Genomic DNA, 17,040 nt, shown 5'->3' on the forward strand with positions numbered 1-17,040 from the left:
TTTAATTAATTATTAGCACATCCACCATTAGGTTCACTCAAAATAATTTTATAATATTCTTCAGAAATAAATTGCGGAACATAAGTCACTCCATTTGATGAGAGTTGGCTTGTGAAAGAACGAATATGATTTTTTGAACCGCAAGTTAAATTGTTATAAACAGTCAATAAATTCGATTTAGTGGTGTTTCCAATAAAATCATCAATATCATTGATGTCTAGATCTTCAATTGTTGCACCTACCTTTAGTGCTTCTACTAGTGAGATATTAGATTGATCAGTCAAACTGTTATAAAGTGCTTGAATATCAGGATTGTTGAAAACGCCAATCTTTGTTGATGCTGAGTCAGAAACTCCGTAGGTATTCATTAAGCTCAAAACGCTATCCATGTGTTTTTGTTCACTTTGAGAAATAGAATTAAAAATACTAACTTGATATTTGTTGTAAGAAAAAATATAAACATCTCTAGCCAGTTTCTCTTCTTCTCTTAAAAATTTTAAATCGTCAACTTCTGCCTGTGTAATGGGTACCGTAGATTGAATATCGTTGTCATTAGTACAGCTACTTAATAGAATCAAAGTTAGAACAGTAGAAAAAAGTATGTTTTTCATAATACAAATATTTAATTATTAATAATACTCAAATTTAGGGCACTTAATAATTAACGGGAGTAATAAAAGTCACTTTGTAAGTTTAAAATCAATAACTTAACTAAAAATTAAGGGACTATTTAATCCACATTTCTGCAGGCATACCTATTTTAAGACTGCCATCATTTTTAACTATAATTTTTATAGCGTACACTAGATTTACTCGTTCCTCTTTTGTTTGAATTATTTTCGGAGTAAATTCTGCCGATGATGCTATCCAAGAAATCGTACCCGGATAATCTTTCATTTCTGCTCCAGAGTCAATTTTTACTGTGACTTTTTGACCTATTTTTATTTTAGGCAATTGTGTTTCGCTTACATAAACGCGCAAAGTCATTTCAGAAATATCGGCTATTTTGTATAAGGGTTTCCCAAAGGCTGTTATTTCGTTTGGTTCAGCATATTTGGCCAGTACAGTTCCTTTAATTGGATTGATAATTTTGCTTTTTTCGATTTGGTCCTCAATTTTTTCAATTTGAACATCAATTGATTTTGCTTCGTTTTTTATAGGTGCATTTTGTGTTCCTACACTTTTTATCTGTTCTTTTAATACATTTACTTTACCTACAACTTCATCCACTTGTCGTTTCGTAGCTGCATTTTCAGCAAACATATTTTCAACTCTTTTTTTCTCAATTAAAGTCGTTTTGAGTTGTGCTTGTAAAACTTGGTCTTGTGACAATACATTTTTAGATTTTGAAAAAATCGTGTTTCGTGAAGCGATTAGTTGTTGTTTGTTGAAGTACAATTGTGTGGTGTCAACCAATCCTATTTGAGTATTGGGTTCTAAAACAGCTCCTTCTTCGATCGTAAAAGAAATTAATTTTCCATTGGCTTCCGCCGAAATCGTGACTTCAGTAGCTTCAAAGTTACCATAACCGTCTGCTTTTTCATCGTTGTTGTTACAAGAGAACAAACTTGCGAGAATTAATAATGCTAGTGTTTTTTTCATGTTTGGGTTGAATTTTGAATTCTACATTTTAAATTGAAATTGTAAAAACGGTTCATTCAAAATTTAAAATTCATCATTTATAATAATTTTTAATATCCTTTTACAACTTGATAATTTGCCTTGGCTAAAGCCAATGAAATTTGATGGAGTTTTTCATTTGTTTTTGCTTCGAATAAATTCGTCAATTCCACCAGATATTCTGATGCGGTGATAACGCCATTTTTCAGTTGAGCGTCCGAAGATTTTACAACATAATCTCTTAAAGCAATAATTTCTGAGTCGGTTGTGATGACTGTTTCCGTTTTCATGATTTCATTTTCCATTTCTTGCAATTGCAAATTGGTATTGAGTTCAAACGTTTCTTTTTCTGTCGAAACAATAGCTTCAGAAACCGTCAAAGCCTGCTGTTCTGTTTTTGATTTATTCCAGTCAAATACATTCCAATTCGCTTTCACACCTACAACATAGAAAGTCTGAAATGAATTGTCAAGCATATTGAGTCCTGGATTTCCATAACCAGCTTGACCAAATGCATTTACTTTTGGTAAATTATTTTTAGAGATTAGGCTTTTCGAAAGGTTGATTTGCTCGTTTTGTAAGTCAAACAACTTCAATTCGGGACGATTGTTTGTAGTATTAGAGTTGGTTACCGTTTCTGGTTTTACCAAAATCGCCTTTTCATCAATTGTTGAGTAGGTGAGAGTGGATAGACTTTTTAAGGCTGTTTTTTTATCGAATTGAATTTCGGTGAGTTGCTGCTTAATTTTTAATTTCTCAGCTTCTAAAACTTTTTCTGAGGCAGGAAGAATGGCGCCATACTTCACTCCAACTTTAACTTCTTTAATTTTAGAATCCAATTGTTCGTCTTTGGCCAATAGTAAACTAGCGCGTTCTTGCAGCAATAAAGTAGAAAAATACAGCTGATTGATTCTGGTTTTTAATTGGTATAAACTTACTTCTACTTGCTGTTGTTGCAATTTGGTTTGAGCCTCTTTGATTTTGGTGTTGGCATCTATCAAACCTCCATTATACAGTAATTGATTAAAATCCAAGGTTGCTCGGTACTGATCTTTGTTTGGAGGTGTTACGGTAACATTAGGCAAGCTAATGGGCAATGCCGTTACATCAGATTGATAAGTAGCTTGTGCGTTCAAATCTATTTTAGGAAGTTTTCCTTTATTAAGGGCTTCGGTGTCTAAATTTGATTTTTGCTGCAAAAGTGAATTTTGTTTGCTTAGAGGATAATTTTTATTGGCCAAAGCATAACAATCTTCCAGAGACAAGGTTTGTTGTGCCACAGAAATTAGCGGTAAACCTAAAAGTAAGAGTAGAATTATTTTTCTCATTTTTTTATCGAATTAATAATTTGTTCAGCAATAATCGTTTTTCGCTCTTCCATCATTTTATTGAATTCTATATCATTGATATGTAGTATTCCTTTTACTAGCATATGAGCTGCAAAAGGGAAAACAGTCATGGCGAATATGTCCAATAGCAATTGTTGAGGATCAATAGGTTTTATTATTCCCTGGTCAATTTCTTTTTTGATTTGATCAATCAGTTGTGATGGGTTTGGAGTGTTTTTATTTTTAAAAAAGCTTTTTACAAATTCGGGATTATTATTCATTTCCTGAATGACAAAAGGAGGCAAAAAAGGGTTTAGTATAACAAATGAAATGTATGAATGTGTGAATTGCGTTATCTTCTCAAAAACAGTTTCATTAGAGTTGAATATAGCATTGATTTGCGGTGCTAATTGTGAAAAAGCATTCATGAATACTGCTTCAAAAAGAAGTTGTTTGTTTTTAAAGCAATAATGTAACATGGCTTTATTGATTCCCGCTTCATCTGCAATTTCTTGCATACGAGCACCGGCAAATCCCTTTTTTTGGAATACGGTTCTCGCTGCATTAAATATTTTTTCTTCGGTATTCATTTTGAATTAACTTTTTGGTTTAACCATTTGGTTAACAAAGGTAGAAAAAAAAAGTAATTAGGATTACTTTTTTTCTTTTTTAACAAACATATTAAATGCTTATCCGCCCATAAGACTTCCGTATAAGGAAGAATTTAGCGGTTTGGATGTTATTGCACAAGTTCCAGAGGCACAACCTACAAAATGGTAATAGAGATAGCCTGCAATAGCTCCTACAGCTACTCCCATTCCCGTGATGGTTAATGCTTTTTTTGTCATTGATTACTTTTTTCTAATATAACTTTTATGATATCCCCTTTTTGTAATACTCCTGACTGTCTCCACAACTGCTTTCCGTTTTGGAATAAAATCATTGTAGGTACGCCACGAACTTGATATTGGGAAGCCACTTGCTGGTTTTTATCCACATCAATTTTAATGATCGAAATTCGGTCACCCAAATTGTCTTTCACTTCTTTCAAAATTGGACCTAACATTTTGCATGGGCCACACCAAGTTGCAAAAAAATCAACTAGTACGGGCTTATCTGAACTGATAATATTTTGAAAACTACTCATTTTTATCTGTTTTATAGGATGGAACTTGACAGCCATTTAAATGACAACCAGTATTGAATATAGATTGAAACAAGAAAAAGGCAGCAACAAAACCAAGTAAAAATAGTTGGTATTGAAAAGCTTGCTGAATAAAAAACAGCCCAATAGCTAAACGAATCCAACGCATGGCATGCCAATTAGTAAAAAGTGTTTTTTTCATTTTAATGTATTTTAATGATGCTATATTTTTCGTCATAAGAGACGATTTTTTGTAATTTTTCTACCGCTACTTCCTTTGTACCTACTATCAAGACTTCAGCAAAATTCGTGCTCATACTTGCGTTTAGCACATCGTTTAAAGCTTCAAATTTGGTGGTAACCGTGTTCATACATCCATTACACGTTATCCCTATAAATTGATAAAGATTTACTTTTACACTGCTGTTTTTCTTAAATTCAAAAAACAATTCACAATTCGCTCTTGGTGCTATCGAATTTGGAGCTACATCCATTTTCAAAAAGTCAAAAGCCGATTTAAAAAGGTTTTCGTACTCTTCTTTACTTCCGCCAAAGGGAGGGCCTACTTCAAAGTACTTATTGAATAGAAGTCCTGAAAGAACTCCTTCTTCAGTCAAAAGCTGGTGCATTTTCCAAACATACTTTTGACGCATTGTAGGAGGTAAAGCGCAGAAAAAAGTCTGTTCAATAATTAAATCGTATTTTCCTTGATGCTCAAAAAAGTCACCTTGGATGATTTTTATATGTGAATTAGCTACAAATTTTTGTTTTATGTCCTCAACTAATGTAGGGGCTATATCTATAACAGTAATATTTGTAAAACCTTGTTGCAATAAGTACTCGGCTTCATAAGTATTCCCACAACCGGGAATCAGTATACTGCAATTTTTATTTGTTAATGTGTCAATATATGCTTTAATAGGTGGTGATACCTGTCCCAAATCCCATCCTGTAGATTTAGCTTTGTATTGTGCGTCCCAATAGTCTTGATCTAATGGTTTGTCACAGGAAACTACACAACATTGTTCGTTATTCATAATAGTCTAATTTATAATCTCCAATGTGTTTTTCATTTTCAATAATCATCTTTTTATGTTTAAAAAAGTTCACGATTCCTAAAATTAAAATAAAAAAGGAGATGGTGTAGAATGAAATTTCAATCAGTAAACTATTTTCAATTTGTAAAACATTTCGAGTACTTAATCCTGCTACCGCAAAATACATTGCTGTGCGTAGAAAAGACAAAAATGTAGTTTGATTGGCTAAAGTGGTTCTTTGTAGAGCCAGACTCTCTCTTAAAATTAAATTTTTGTTTACTTTTTCACTCATATATTATTTGTTTTTAATTGTCTTCTAATTTCTTAGGGCGAGTACTTATTCCGAAGGGAGCATATAGCGGACAAAAACTAATAAAGCTCGTGATTAAAAAAATAATCGCCAGCGCTCCTAATACTAAAGCAACAGTCCCGCTAATAACATTTGTAACATACAAAATTCCAACGATAGCAGCTAGAATCCCTCTAATTGACTTATCTAATAGACCCATGTTTTTTTTCATAATACGAATATAAAAATTTAATGTAAGTGGACTGATGAATAGTAAATTTACGATATAAATAACTGAATATCAATAGTTTTTAGGTAAATTATAGGGTTTTGCTTTGACAGACAAAATTTGTTTTTGGTGTAGCAGTTTTAGAAATAGCGTTAAAACCACCTTCAATTTCTGAGAAATTTCTAAAACCTCTTGCTTGTAAAATGGAAGCAGCGATCATGCTACGGTAACCACCTGCGCAATGAAGAAAAAAGGGCTCCTTAGGATCGATATCTTTTATCCATTCGTTAATGTTCGCTAAAGGTCTGCTGTATGCTTCGTCTACATGTTCAGCAGCATATTCGCTGTCTTTACGAATATCAATAACTTTGCTTTCGCCAATCTTTACTTCGTTGGCAAATTCATCCGCAGTTATTCTATTCACGGTATCAATTTCTTTTCCTGCTTTTTTCCAAGATTCAAAACCACCTTCCAAGTGTCCAACTAGATTGTCAAATCCTACACGGCTCAAGCGGGTAACGGATTCTTCTTCTTGGCCTAGTTCGGTAACAAGAATAATAGGTTGTTTTACATCAGCAATCAGTGCGCCTACCCATGGGGCAAAATCGCCATCGATTCCAATATTTATAGATTGCGGAATAAATCCTTTGGCAAACTCTCCATTTTTTCGGGTGTCCAAGATCAATGCTCCAGCATCTTCAGCAATAGCTTCAAAATCTTTAACATTAATGGCTCTCATACCGTTATTTAAAACAGTTTCAAAGCTTTCATAACCTTGTTTATTCATAGCTACATTCATACCAAAATAAGCTGGAGGAGGTAGTAGTCCATCAGTCACTTCTTGGATAAATTCTGCTTCAGTCATATTAGCTCTTAAAGCATAATTGGTTTCTTTTTGGTTACCAATAGTTCCTACAGTTTCCTTACTCATGTTTTTACCACAAGCACTACCGGCACCATGAGCTGGATATACAATGACATCATCGGGTAAAGTCATTATTTTATCTCTTAGCGAATGGAATAATATTCCGGCTAATTGTTCTTGAGTCATCGAAGCTGCTTTTTGAGCTAAATCAGGTCTTCCTACATCGCCTATGAATAAAGTATCTCCAGAGAAGATAGCGTGCTCTTTTCCATTTTCATCAATCAATAAATAAGTAGTACTTTCCATCGTATGTCCTGGTGTGTGCAAAGCTCTAATGGTAATTTTACCAATAGTGAATTCTTGGCCGTCAGTTGCGATAATTGCTTCAAATTCAGGGTTTGCATTTGGTCCGTAGACAATTGGTGCTCCGGTTTCTTTACTTAAATCGACATGTCCTGAAACAAAATCAGCATGAAAATGAGTTTCAAAAATATATTTCAATTTTACATTATCACGTTCTAATCGGTCTAGGTAGGGCTTAGTCTCGCGAAGCGGATCAATTATGGCAGCCTCGCCATTTGAAGTTATATAATAAGCACCTTGTGCTAAACATCCAGTATATATTTGTTCTATTTTCATGACATTTTTTTTTTATTCTTATACAAAGGTAATTCTTGTATTTCTATTACACAGTGACTATTGTTACATAAATACCACATAATTGCAGAAATGACTCATAACAAAGCTATTACAATTTATTGTAATAAACTATGATATTTATCAGGATATTAAGTGATTTTTATGGGGGCTGAGTTAGTTAAATTGGTTAAATTTACGGGTAGTTTTACAAAAAATTACAGCAGTATGGAAGAAATGCTTTTTTATGATAGAATACAGTTCGCATTCACAATTACCTTTCACTATCTTTTTCCACAACTGACAATGGGTTTGTCCTTAATCATTGTCTACTTCAAATGGAAATTCCTAAAAACAGACGACATACAATATAATAAAGCGACTCATTTTTGGATGAGAATATTTGCGCTTAATTTTGCTATGGGTGTCGTAACAGGTATTCCAATGGAGTTTCAATTTGGGACTAACTGGGCCAAGTTCTCTGAATTGACAGGAGGGATTATTGGACAGACACTGGCAATGGAGGGAATGTTTTCCTTCTTTTTAGAATCATCATTTTTAGGGATGTTTCTTTTTGGCGAAAAAATATTGGGACATAAATGGCATTTTGTCACCGGATTACTGATTTGTTTAGGATCTTGGGCTAGTGGTTTTTTGATTATTGCAACCCATTCCTGGATGCAGAATCCTGTGGGTTATGAGATATTAGCCAACGGTCAATTTGTACTTAATAATTTTGGGGCTTTGTTTACAAATCCTTGGTTGTGGCCTTCTTACTTGCACAATCAAGCGGCTTCTATGGTAACAAGTTCCTTTGTGGTTTCTGGTATTGGCGCCTTTTATATTCTTAGTAAAAGAAGTGAATCCTATGGTAAATTATTTTTAAAAACAGGGATTATTTTTGGATTAGTGTCAAGTATAATTGTTGCGGTTCCTACGGGAGATTTATTAGCCAAAAACGTAGTGAAGTACCAACCAGTAACTTTTGCAGCAATGGAAGGAATATTTCATACTGAACAAAAAGGTGCTGAAATTGTTTTAATAGGACAGCCCGATGTCAAGGATAAAAAGCTAGATAATAAGATTGCTGTTCCTAATGTTTTAAGCTTTCTTACTTATGGAAGTTGGGATAAAGCGGTGCAAGGTTTAGACCAGTTTGAGGAGGAAAGGCATCCCACTAATATTTCAGGATTGTACTATGCCTATCATATAATGGTAGGTTTGGGTACTGTTTTTATAGGTCTAATGGCTGCTGCCGTTTTTCAATTAATTAGAAAAAAACTATTTGTTACTAAATGGATTTTGTGGTCATTGTTATTTATGTTGCCTTTTCCGTATATCGCTAACACAACGGGATGGTACACTGCCGAATTAGGAAGACAGCCTTGGCTGGTATATAACTTATTACGAACTTCAGCAGGAGCATCGCCCACCGTTTCTTCAGGAAACACACTATTTACTTTGCTTGGCTTTGTAGGTTTGTATCTATTGTTGGGTTTGTTGTTTCTACTTTTAATTGGAAAAATAATTAAAAATGGTCCTGAAACCGTAAAAAAATAAATGATTATGGAATTCTTTTGGTATGTTGTTTTAATGGGGATATTGGCTGTCTATATCGTTTTAGATGGCTATGATTTTGGTGCAGGAATCATTCATTTGTTTTTTGCGAAGACTGAAAAAGATAAAAAAGCAATAACGAATGCAATAGGCCCTTTTTGGGATGCAAATGAAGTTTGGTTAATAGCTGCAGGTGGAGTTTTATTTTTTGCTTTTCCTACATTGTACGCCTCCTCTTTTAGTGGTTTTTATCTGCCATTGATGATGATCTTGTGGTTGCTTATATTTAGAGCTATTGGTTTAGAATTACGTGGACAAATACACCATCCTATGTGGGAAGTAGTCTGGGATAAAGCCTTTGGAATCGCCAGTTTACTGTTGGCTTTGTTTTTTGGTGTGGCTTTGGGTAATATTGTTCGCGGAGTAAATTTGGGAATGGTGGAGAATGGAGTTTCAACTCAGGAAGCGCATTTTTTCTTTTTGCCTTTGTGGAATCCAACATTCAGTCCACAAGCTGATCAACTGGGAATTATAGATTGGTTTACTTTATTTTTAGGAGTTGTAAGCGTGATAGCATTAATGATTCATGGTGCGAACTGGATCATATATAAAACAAATTCAGATTTGAATCCCAAGTTAAAAGAAGTTGTTTTTAGGCTAAACTTTGTACTGCTTGGCTTAGTGATAGTTTCATTATTAATTTGGCACAATATAGAACCACTACCATTTCATAATTTTTTCGAAACTCCTATTCTTTGGATCTTTCCTATTTTATGTTTTATTGGTATTTTCGGGTTGTTTAGAGTTAAAACCTTTATCCATGATGGCGCTGGATTTTTATTTTCGAGTTTGTTTCTTGTAGGTGGTTTTGCGGCGACTGCAGCTTCGATTTTTCCAGATGTTTTGCCTTCTACGAATAGCGTTAATCCTTCACTAACAATCTACAATGTAGCAGCAGACGATTATGGATTATCTGTGGGAGTGTATTGGTTTGCAATTGCTATCGTATTGGTGATCGCTTATTTTATTATACAGTATAAAGTGTTTAGTGGAAAAATGGATAATATTGGGTACGGAGAACATTAAATCAACGCATATTAAATATAAAAACTCCCTTGTGAACATAGTGTTACAAGGGAGTTTTTTATTGATTAAGAACGAGTTATGCAGTTCCTTTTAATATTTTGTTCCAATACAACCATGGCAATATTTTAGTTTTTAGTATCCACATCGACCAGCGTGGTTTTGCCTGATCAAATGGGAAAGTCATTTTTGGTTTGTTATCATAATCAAATTCAGCCAGCATTAGTTTACCGTGTTGCGTAGGAATAGGGCAGGCGCTATATCCATCATATAGAGCTGTTGGTTTTTGCTGATCCATAACAGCTAATAAATTCGCAACAACTACAGGAGCTTGTTTTCGGATGGCTGCACCGGTTTTACTACAAGGTGCATTAATACAGTCGCCTAACGAAAACACATTAGGGAAATGAGAATGCTGCAAGGTATATTTATCTACAGCTACAAAGCCATAAGGATTATTTGGGTCGGCAAGTGGACTTTTTTTAATGAATTCTGGCGCCGATTGTGGTGGGACGGCATGGCATAGATCAAATTTCATGGAAACTTTTTTCAGCTCTGCAGTGGCATCATGCGGAGCAATAGCGTAACAGGAAGCGTCTAATGTTGAAAGACTTTGTTTGATAGTCTCATCAGTTGCTTTAGTTTCGTACTCTACTGTTTTGGTATCACCATTTATGGCAGTCACATTCGAATTGAAATGTGTAATTATTTTATATTTTTTTAATACTTCCACTAAAGTTTCAGCATATTCTGGTACCCCAAAAATACCGCCTCCACCTGATATGTAATGCACATCACACTTATCTAAAATACCTTTAGTTTTCCAATAATCACAGGCTAAATACATGATTTTATGAGGAGCTCCACCACATTTTATAGGCGTAGAAGGATTGGTAAAAACAGCAGTTCCTCCTTTGAAATTCTCGATGAATTCCCAAGTTTTAGGAGCAAATTCAAATAAGTAATTACTGCTTACATTGTTTTTACCTAAAGTCTCTTTGAGTCCTTTTATTTTGTCCCAGTCCAACTGAATTCCAGGACTCACAACAAGGTAGTCGTAACTAATTTCTTTACCGCTCTTACAAAGCACTTTGTTTTCTGCTGGCATAAATTCAGTTACCGCATCAATAATCCAAGTAGTGTTTTTAGGGATATATTTTTTTTCTTGTCGAACGGTATCTTGAATGTCATAGATACCTGCACCTACTAATGTCCAAGCGGGTTGGTAGTAATGTTTTTCTGATGGCTCAATGATTCCAATGTTTAGACTACTTTTTTTGCGAAGTAATTGCGAAGCAACAGAAAGTCCTGCGTTACCACCACCGATTATTAAAATTTGAAAATGTTCTTTCATGATTGATTAGTATTATGGTTACCACAATATTACGTAAATAATCATTGAAAATCAGTGACTTATGTCACTTATTGAATTTATTTAAAGAAAACCTCTTTTGCAATAATATAAATCCCCATTACTAGTACAAACCAACCAAATGCAGGTTTTAGTTTTGCTCCATCTATTTTTTTAGATAATTTGGTACCAATAAACAGTCCTATCATTGCCATTATTGTGATAGAAAGCAGAAGTGTAAAATCTAGTTTAACGCCACCAAGTAAATCTCCGCTAAAACCTATTAGAGAATTTATAAAAATGATGAATAATGAGGTTCCAACGGCTTGTTTCATTGGTAAATTGGCGAAAAATAATAAAGCTGGAATAATTAAAAATCCTCCACCGGCACCTAAAAATCCAATTATTAGACCAACTAAAAATCCAATCACGGCAAGTACTGGAAAATTAATTTGTTTTGCTTCCTTGATTTTTTTTGATTTCTTTATCATCGATACGGAGGTCGCAATCATCAGAATGGCAAATACCACCATTATCAAGAAATTCTTGGTAATATCAAAATCAGCAATCGTAAGGATTGTGTCAGGAATTATAGGAAGAATAATTTTGCGAACTAAGAGTAAAGAAAGAATGGAGGGGAAAGCAAAAACTAAAGCAGATTTTATTTTTAAATTTCCCAGTTTGTAGTGACTATAGGACCCTATCATTGAAGTAATCCCTACTATAAAAAGGGAGTAACTAGTTGCTTGTTCCGGATTAACTTTAAAAAGATATACTAAAATAGGAACGGCAAGAATTGATCCACCGCCGCCTATTAAACCTAAAGAAAGACCAATTATAATTGAAGCAAAATAACCAAAATATTCCATCTATAAAATTTTAGTACAAAGGTTGCTGGTATTTAATTTGCATACAGTAACATTTATCACATTAGCTCTTTTTTTAAGTCAAAAGTTGCATGTGATTCCTATGTAATTTTACCATACCACGTTGTTCCATTTTTTTAAGCAGTCGAGAAATCACTTCTCTGGAAGTGTTTAGCTCTGTTGCAATTTCTTGATGTGAAAGCTTTAGGTCTTTTGAGCCAGAAGCATCTGCATGACGTTTTAGATAAAATTCCAAACGCTCGTCCATAGCCCTAAAGGCAATATTATCAATTACTTCCAAAACCTCTTCAAATCTTGTACGATAGGTAAAAATCACAAATTCATACCAGCTACGGTACTCCATCATCCATTTTTCCATTAGCGTAAGTGGAATCATTAATAAATCTACGTCTTCAACCACTTTCGCCATAATTTGGCTTGTTTGGCTCTTCGTGGCACATATCATAGACACGGCGCAAGCTTGACCAGGTTGTAAATAATACATTAAAAACTCACCACCGTTTTCTCCTTCGCGATAGATCTTAATTTGACCTTTTAAAATCAAAAGCGTGTTGTTTATATATTGACCAGTACGCATAATAATATCTCCTGCTTTATAGGAGTGTCTGACGGCATTAGTTTCAATTTCATTTATTAAATCGTCTGAAAACGAAGGGAACACTTTTTTTAAATCGCCTAAATCGTGCATTATAATGTGTTTTTGTGTGTAAATAAGTTGGTTTATTATTCTAATTAAACCATGTTAAGTATTGTAAAAGTACGCTAAAATACCAAGAAAGTTGAAGGGATATTAGATAGAATTAGTAATTGCAATAACAATTATAAAAAATACTTATTATCGTATTTCCCATAGATTTAATGGGATTAATTTTAGTGATTTATTAACTTAACTTCTAGTTTGTTGATTTTTAACGATTCGCGAAATCGTTTTCTTTGAAATATTCCTCAAATCACAAAAAGCCGGTTTGTTGTTTTATGAAAACATCGTATTTTTACAAAAAACAACAATATGAATTTAACACAAGAAGATTGGATCAGCCAGCTTGAAGCAGATGGTGATGCAGTGATACTAGACGTAAGAACAGAGGACGAATATAACGACGGAATTATCGCCAATGCGATAAATATAGATATCCATCAAGGGCAGGTTTTTGTCTCTGCAATTGAAGCATTGGATAAAAACAAAAGCTATTATGTCTATTGCCGTTCTGGAGCCAGAAGCGCAAAAGCTTGTGAAGTTATGAATGAGTTGGGTATTGAAAATGCCTATAACCTTACAGGAGGAATTCTAGCATGGAACGGAGATGTCGTTTCACCAGAATAAAACAAAGTATAATCTCAATCTATACTTATATACCAAGAAAATAAAACAACCAACAAAATGAACACAATACCCGAAGAATTTCAGATTAAAGAGTTATTAAATCAAGATACGTATTTAGTGAATGGTGAATTGAAAAAGTGGGAAGGTCAAACTTCGCCAGTATTCTCTACTATTTCATCAACAGAAAAATATGCGCCAACCATATTGGGCTCTATTCCTTTTATGGGAGAAGAGGAAGCAATGGAAGCGGTTGATGCTGCATCGGCTGCATACAATAACGGACAAGGTTTATGGCCAACTATGAAAGTAGTGGATCGTATCCAGTGTATGGAAAATTTTGTTACTCAAATGAAAGCGACTCGTCAAGAGGTTGTTAAACTTTTGATGTGGGAAATTGGTAAATCATTAGGAGATTCTGAAAAAGAATTTGATAGAACTGTAGATTATATTTACGATACTATTGATAGTTACAAAGAGCTGAATGCTCGTAGCGCTCATTTCTCTAAAGTACAAGGTGTTAACGCCATGATCCGTAGAGGTCCATTAGGAGTTGTATTGTGTCTAGGACCATACAATTACCCATTGAACGAGACTTTTTCGTTGTTAATTCCAGCATTAATTATGGGGAACCCTGTAATTTTTAAACCTGCGAAACACGGAGTTTTATTGATTTCACCTTTATTGGAAGCATTTAGAAGCAGTTTTCCTGCTGGAGCAATCAATATTGTGTACGGTAGAGGACGTGAAGTGGCTTCACCAATAATGAAATCAGGAAAAGTTGATATTTTAGCTTTGATTGGAAATAGTAAGTCGGCAATTGCTTTGCAAGACCAACATCCAAACAAAAACAGACTGCGTTTGGTATTAGGATTAGAAGCTAAAAATCCTGCGATAATACTTGCTGATGCCGATTTAGATTTGGCTATCCAAGAATGTATAGCGGGATCATTATCATTCAACGGACAACGCTGTACTGCTTTAAAAGTATTGTATGTACATGAATCAATTGCTGATGAATTCAACAAGCGTTTTGCTGCTAAAGTAGATGCTCTAACTTTTGGTAATCCTTGGGACAATTCAGTGTTTTTGACTCCGTTACCAGAAAAAGACAAACCAGCTTACATACAAGAATTGATTGACGATGCCGTTAGTAATGGTGCTAAAGTAATCAACGAAAAAGGAGGAGAGCATTCTGATAATTATATTTTCCCTGCTGTTTTGTATCCAATAAATAAAGAAATGCGTTTGTATCACGAAGAGCAGTTTGGTCCAGTAGTGCCCATTCTTTCTTTCAAAGATATTCAAGAACCATTAAACGATATGGCTGAGTCTAATTACGGACAACAAGTAAGTTTGTTTGGAAAAGACATTAAAACAATTGCTCCGCTAATTGATACCTTAGTAAACTTAGTTTGTAGAGTTAACTTGAATAGTTCTTGCCAGAGAGGGCCGGATGTTTTCCCTTTTACTGGAAGAAAAGATTCAGCTGTGGGAACTTTAAGTATTCACGATGCATTACGCTCGTTTTCTATCAGAACCTTTGTTGCTTCTAAAGACAATGACTATAACAATGCCATTTTACAGGAGTTGTTAAACAGCAAAGAGTCTAATTTTATCAATACTGATTATATTTTGTAAGTATTGAATAGTTTTATTAGAAGCCGTCTCATATTTATGAGCCGGCTTTTTTTATGGGTTTAAATAGCTTGTAGTATGTTTGAATCTTAAATTTACAAGCTGTTTAAACTAAATCAAATGGGGGGAAATTACTTTTTGACCTTACTTAAATCAAAGCGATAAATGGCCTCCACCTTTAGAAGAAAGGTATTTGATTTGTCTTCGAATAATTTTTCGCGGTTATCACCAAATTTTAACGCTAGTATTTGCAAGTCAAGTTTTTGATCCAATGGATAGATTTTAAACTGGTTTAAATTGTAGCCCACCTTCAGACGTAAAAGAACTCTTTTGTCGAATACCGCTTGCTGTACATAAGAAGAAAAGTCTATTGAATTATTTTGTACATAACTATAACGTACATTATCAGTGGTTAGCTTATAGCTGTTTCCATGACCAAGAAAATCAATACCTATTTTTGTTTTGTCAGTCAGGCTGTAATTAAAATCAGCATCGTTAGGCAATAAGAAATTCATCTCAAAACGTTTGTCAGGGCTATGATAATAAAGTCCAAAAAGAGGAGTCATAGTAACACCAAAAGCTTCACTACTAGCATAAAGCCCAAAAGTAGAACCGAAGTTTTTATCTCTTTTGTATTTTAATAGCGCTATTCCTCCTACATAAATATCCTCGGTGGTCAGGTTGATAAAATCGGAAGCTATTTTTGGTAAAAAAAGATAGACTCCACTCCAATGTTCTGAGTGCGCTATTCGTAGACCAGCTCTTAAATTTGCTGAATATAAATTATTGTTATTGGAGTCAGGAAATAGTTGCAAATTATAACTACTAAAATTTACTCCAGTGATAACAGTATATTTTTCATCTATAACAACGGGTAAAGTAAGGTTTGTTTGAAATGTTGATATGTAGGTGTCGATTGATGAGTTTTCAAAAGTAGTTTTTTGCGATTTCCCATAATTTACAGAAAGTAAATCTATGTATTCTTGCGAGTTACATAAAAAAGGCACTAATAAAAATAACAATTGTATTATTTTTTTTTTCATTTTAAATTTTATTTAATTACCCTATATATCGTTGTCAATCGCTGTATAATTCAGCGAATATAATGATATTGTTGATTATAAAATTAACGAGGATAGAATTCAAGAAGGGAATAGCATAAATATATTTTAATTAGCGATCATTATTAGTCGTAACTACCTAATAATCAGTATATTTACATGGTAAAAATAATTTAAATAAATAGTAGTATGAAAAACGTAAAAAGGAAAATTTTGCCGGTTTTGATATTGATTTTTGCCATTATATTTATATCATGTAAAAACAATAAAACGGAGAAAGAAGAGTCCGGAGAAGAAATGCCTATGGATACAGCCAGTGTTTCTGCTATAATGGAACCTTTTAAAGTAATCGTAATTAAGCACAAAGTGGCTAATTATGATAAATGGAGAAAAGAGTATGATGCGCACGATTCGGTAAGGGTTGCCCATGGCATAAGTCATTTTGTAATTGGAAGGGGAATGGATGATCCCAATACAATCATTGTCATTGACAAAATGGATGATGTGATGAAAGCCAAAGAATTTAGTGCAATGCCCAGTCTCAAAGAAGCGATGAAAAAAGCAGGTGTAAACGGCACTCCAGAATTCGCTTATTATAATGTAATTCGAAATGATGATTCTAAAATTAATATTAAAAACCGATTAATGGTAACACACCGTGTCAAAGATTTTGATGCTTGGCTCAGGGTCTACGATGGAGAAGGAGTGACCAAAAGGATGGAAAATGGACTTATTGATCGCGGAATGGCTCGAAGTATAGATGATCCTAATATGGTGACCTTAGTATTTGCCATTTCTAATATGGAAAAAGCGAAAGCACTAATTACCTCAGAAGCACAGAAAAATATAATGACCGAAGCTGGTGTTGAAGGTGCGCCACAAATCTTCTATTATACAATGGAGGATAAATAAAGGTGTATTTTTCTATTCTAAAAGACCATTCTATTTGTTAAAGTAGGATGGTTTTTTCATTGAAGTAGTACAGTGGAATCTA

At 34.0% G+C, this 17,040-nt stretch carries 20 protein-coding genes; 5 read left to right on the forward strand and 15 right to left on the reverse strand.

Features of this window, described 5'->3' with window-relative positions:
• Positions 1-5: 5 nt before the first annotated feature.
• The 11 genes from BLV91_RS08640 to BLV91_RS08685 form a co-directional block, all read right to left on the reverse strand.
• Positions 6-611, reverse strand: coding sequence for a DUF2202 domain-containing protein (locus tag BLV91_RS08640; protein WP_091431889.1), 606 nt, complete (start codon positions 609-611; stop codon positions 6-8).
• A gap of 115 nt (positions 612-726) precedes the next feature.
• A complete protein-coding gene (locus BLV91_RS08645; protein WP_091431892.1) occupies positions 727-1,602 on the reverse strand; it encodes an HlyD family secretion protein in 876 nt (291 codons plus the stop codon).
• Between the two features lie 89 nt (positions 1,603-1,691).
• Positions 1,692-2,948 carry a TolC family protein gene (locus BLV91_RS08650; protein WP_091431894.1) on the reverse strand — a complete coding sequence of 419 codons (1,257 nt, stop codon included), beginning with the start codon at positions 2,946-2,948 and terminating at the stop codon, positions 1,692-1,694.
• Complete coding sequence (locus tag BLV91_RS08655) at positions 2,945-3,538, reverse strand: TetR/AcrR family transcriptional regulator (protein WP_091431896.1); 594 nt, start codon at positions 3,536-3,538, stop codon at positions 2,945-2,947. Before BLV91_RS08655 ends, BLV91_RS08650 begins: the two co-directional genes overlap by 4 nt.
• Positions 3,539-3,637: 99 nt before the next feature.
• Positions 3,638-3,796, reverse strand: a complete 159-nt coding sequence (locus BLV91_RS16990) for a DUF6132 family protein (RefSeq protein WP_175513982.1) — start codon at positions 3,794-3,796, stop codon at positions 3,638-3,640.
• The gene (gene trxA / locus BLV91_RS08660; protein ID WP_091431898.1) at positions 3,793-4,095 is read right to left on the reverse strand and encodes a thioredoxin; all 303 of its coding nucleotides are present in this window, start codon (positions 4,093-4,095) and stop codon (positions 3,793-3,795) included. Before trxA ends, BLV91_RS16990 begins: the two co-directional genes overlap by 4 nt.
• A complete protein-coding gene (locus tag BLV91_RS08665; RefSeq protein WP_091432082.1) occupies positions 4,088-4,294 on the reverse strand; it encodes a hypothetical protein in 207 nt (68 codons plus the stop codon). Before BLV91_RS08665 ends, trxA begins: the two co-directional genes overlap by 8 nt.
• A 1-nt stretch (position 4,295) precedes the next feature.
• Positions 4,296-5,129 (reverse strand): methyltransferase, encoded by an 834-nt coding sequence (locus BLV91_RS08670; RefSeq protein ID WP_091431900.1) that lies wholly within the window; start codon positions 5,127-5,129, stop codon positions 4,296-4,298.
• Positions 5,122-5,421, reverse strand: a complete 300-nt coding sequence (locus BLV91_RS08675; RefSeq protein ID WP_091431902.1) for a DUF202 domain-containing protein — start codon at positions 5,419-5,421, stop codon at positions 5,122-5,124. Before BLV91_RS08675 ends, BLV91_RS08670 begins: the two co-directional genes overlap by 8 nt.
• A 13-nt stretch (positions 5,422-5,434) precedes the next feature.
• Positions 5,435-5,650, reverse strand: a complete 216-nt coding sequence (locus BLV91_RS08680) for a YgaP family membrane protein (RefSeq protein ID WP_175513983.1) — start codon at positions 5,648-5,650, stop codon at positions 5,435-5,437.
• A gap of 88 nt (positions 5,651-5,738) precedes the next feature.
• Positions 5,739-7,151: an MBL fold metallo-hydrolase gene (locus tag BLV91_RS08685; RefSeq protein WP_091431904.1), complete on the reverse strand. Its 1,413-nt coding sequence runs from the start codon at positions 7,149-7,151 to the stop codon at positions 5,739-5,741.
• Positions 7,152-7,376: 225 nt separating this feature from the next.
• On the opposite strand from BLV91_RS08685, the gene BLV91_RS08690 reads away from it, so the two are divergent.
• Both BLV91_RS08690 and cydB read left to right on the forward strand, forming a co-directional pair.
• Positions 7,377-8,708 carry a cytochrome ubiquinol oxidase subunit I gene (locus BLV91_RS08690; protein ID WP_091432086.1) on the forward strand — a complete coding sequence of 444 codons (1,332 nt, stop codon included), beginning with the start codon at positions 7,377-7,379 and terminating at the stop codon, positions 8,706-8,708.
• A gap of 6 nt (positions 8,709-8,714) precedes the next feature.
• Positions 8,715-9,791 carry a cytochrome d ubiquinol oxidase subunit II gene (cydB, locus tag BLV91_RS08695; RefSeq protein ID WP_091432088.1) on the forward strand — a complete coding sequence of 359 codons (1,077 nt, stop codon included), beginning with the start codon at positions 8,715-8,717 and terminating at the stop codon, positions 9,789-9,791.
• A 76-nt stretch (positions 9,792-9,867) separates the two neighbouring features.
• Here cydB and BLV91_RS08700 read toward each other — a convergent pair whose 3' ends face one another.
• From BLV91_RS08700 to BLV91_RS08710, 3 genes are all read right to left on the reverse strand, one after another.
• Positions 9,868-11,142: an NAD(P)/FAD-dependent oxidoreductase gene (locus tag BLV91_RS08700; protein WP_091431905.1), complete on the reverse strand. Its 1,275-nt coding sequence runs from the start codon at positions 11,140-11,142 to the stop codon at positions 9,868-9,870.
• A gap of 77 nt (positions 11,143-11,219) precedes the next feature.
• A complete protein-coding gene (locus BLV91_RS08705; RefSeq protein WP_091431907.1) occupies positions 11,220-12,008 on the reverse strand; it encodes a sulfite exporter TauE/SafE family protein in 789 nt (262 codons plus the stop codon).
• A gap of 73 nt (positions 12,009-12,081) precedes the next feature.
• On the reverse strand, positions 12,082-12,714 hold the full coding sequence (locus BLV91_RS08710; RefSeq protein ID WP_091431909.1) for a Crp/Fnr family transcriptional regulator: 633 nt from the start codon (positions 12,712-12,714) through the stop codon (positions 12,082-12,084).
• 321 nt (positions 12,715-13,035) lie between these two features.
• Here BLV91_RS08710 and BLV91_RS08715 point away from each other — a divergent pair, with 321 nt between their 5' ends.
• A complete protein-coding gene (locus tag BLV91_RS08715; protein WP_091431910.1) occupies positions 13,036-13,350 on the forward strand; it encodes a rhodanese-like domain-containing protein in 315 nt (104 codons plus the stop codon).
• A 57-nt stretch (positions 13,351-13,407) separates the two neighbouring features.
• Entirely contained in the window at positions 13,408-14,988 is a 1,581-nt protein-coding gene (locus tag BLV91_RS08720; RefSeq protein WP_091431912.1) for an NADP-dependent glyceraldehyde-3-phosphate dehydrogenase, read from the forward strand.
• 128 nt (positions 14,989-15,116) lie between these two features.
• On the opposite strand, the gene BLV91_RS08725 is transcribed toward BLV91_RS08720, so the two are convergent.
• Positions 15,117-16,028, reverse strand: coding sequence for a DUF6268 family outer membrane beta-barrel protein (locus BLV91_RS08725; RefSeq protein ID WP_091431914.1), 912 nt, complete (start codon positions 16,026-16,028; stop codon positions 15,117-15,119).
• A gap of 207 nt (positions 16,029-16,235) precedes the next feature.
• Between BLV91_RS08725 and BLV91_RS08730 the strand changes: the two genes are divergently transcribed.
• Positions 16,236-16,958 (forward strand): hypothetical protein, encoded by a 723-nt coding sequence (locus tag BLV91_RS08730; protein WP_091431916.1) that lies wholly within the window; start codon positions 16,236-16,238, stop codon positions 16,956-16,958.
• Positions 16,959-17,040 lie beyond the last annotated feature (82 nt).

Origin of the sequence: Flavobacterium degerlachei (assembly GCF_900106645.1) — a bacterium.
Taxonomy (GTDB): domain Bacteria; phylum Bacteroidota; class Bacteroidia; order Flavobacteriales; family Flavobacteriaceae; genus Flavobacterium; species Flavobacterium degerlachei.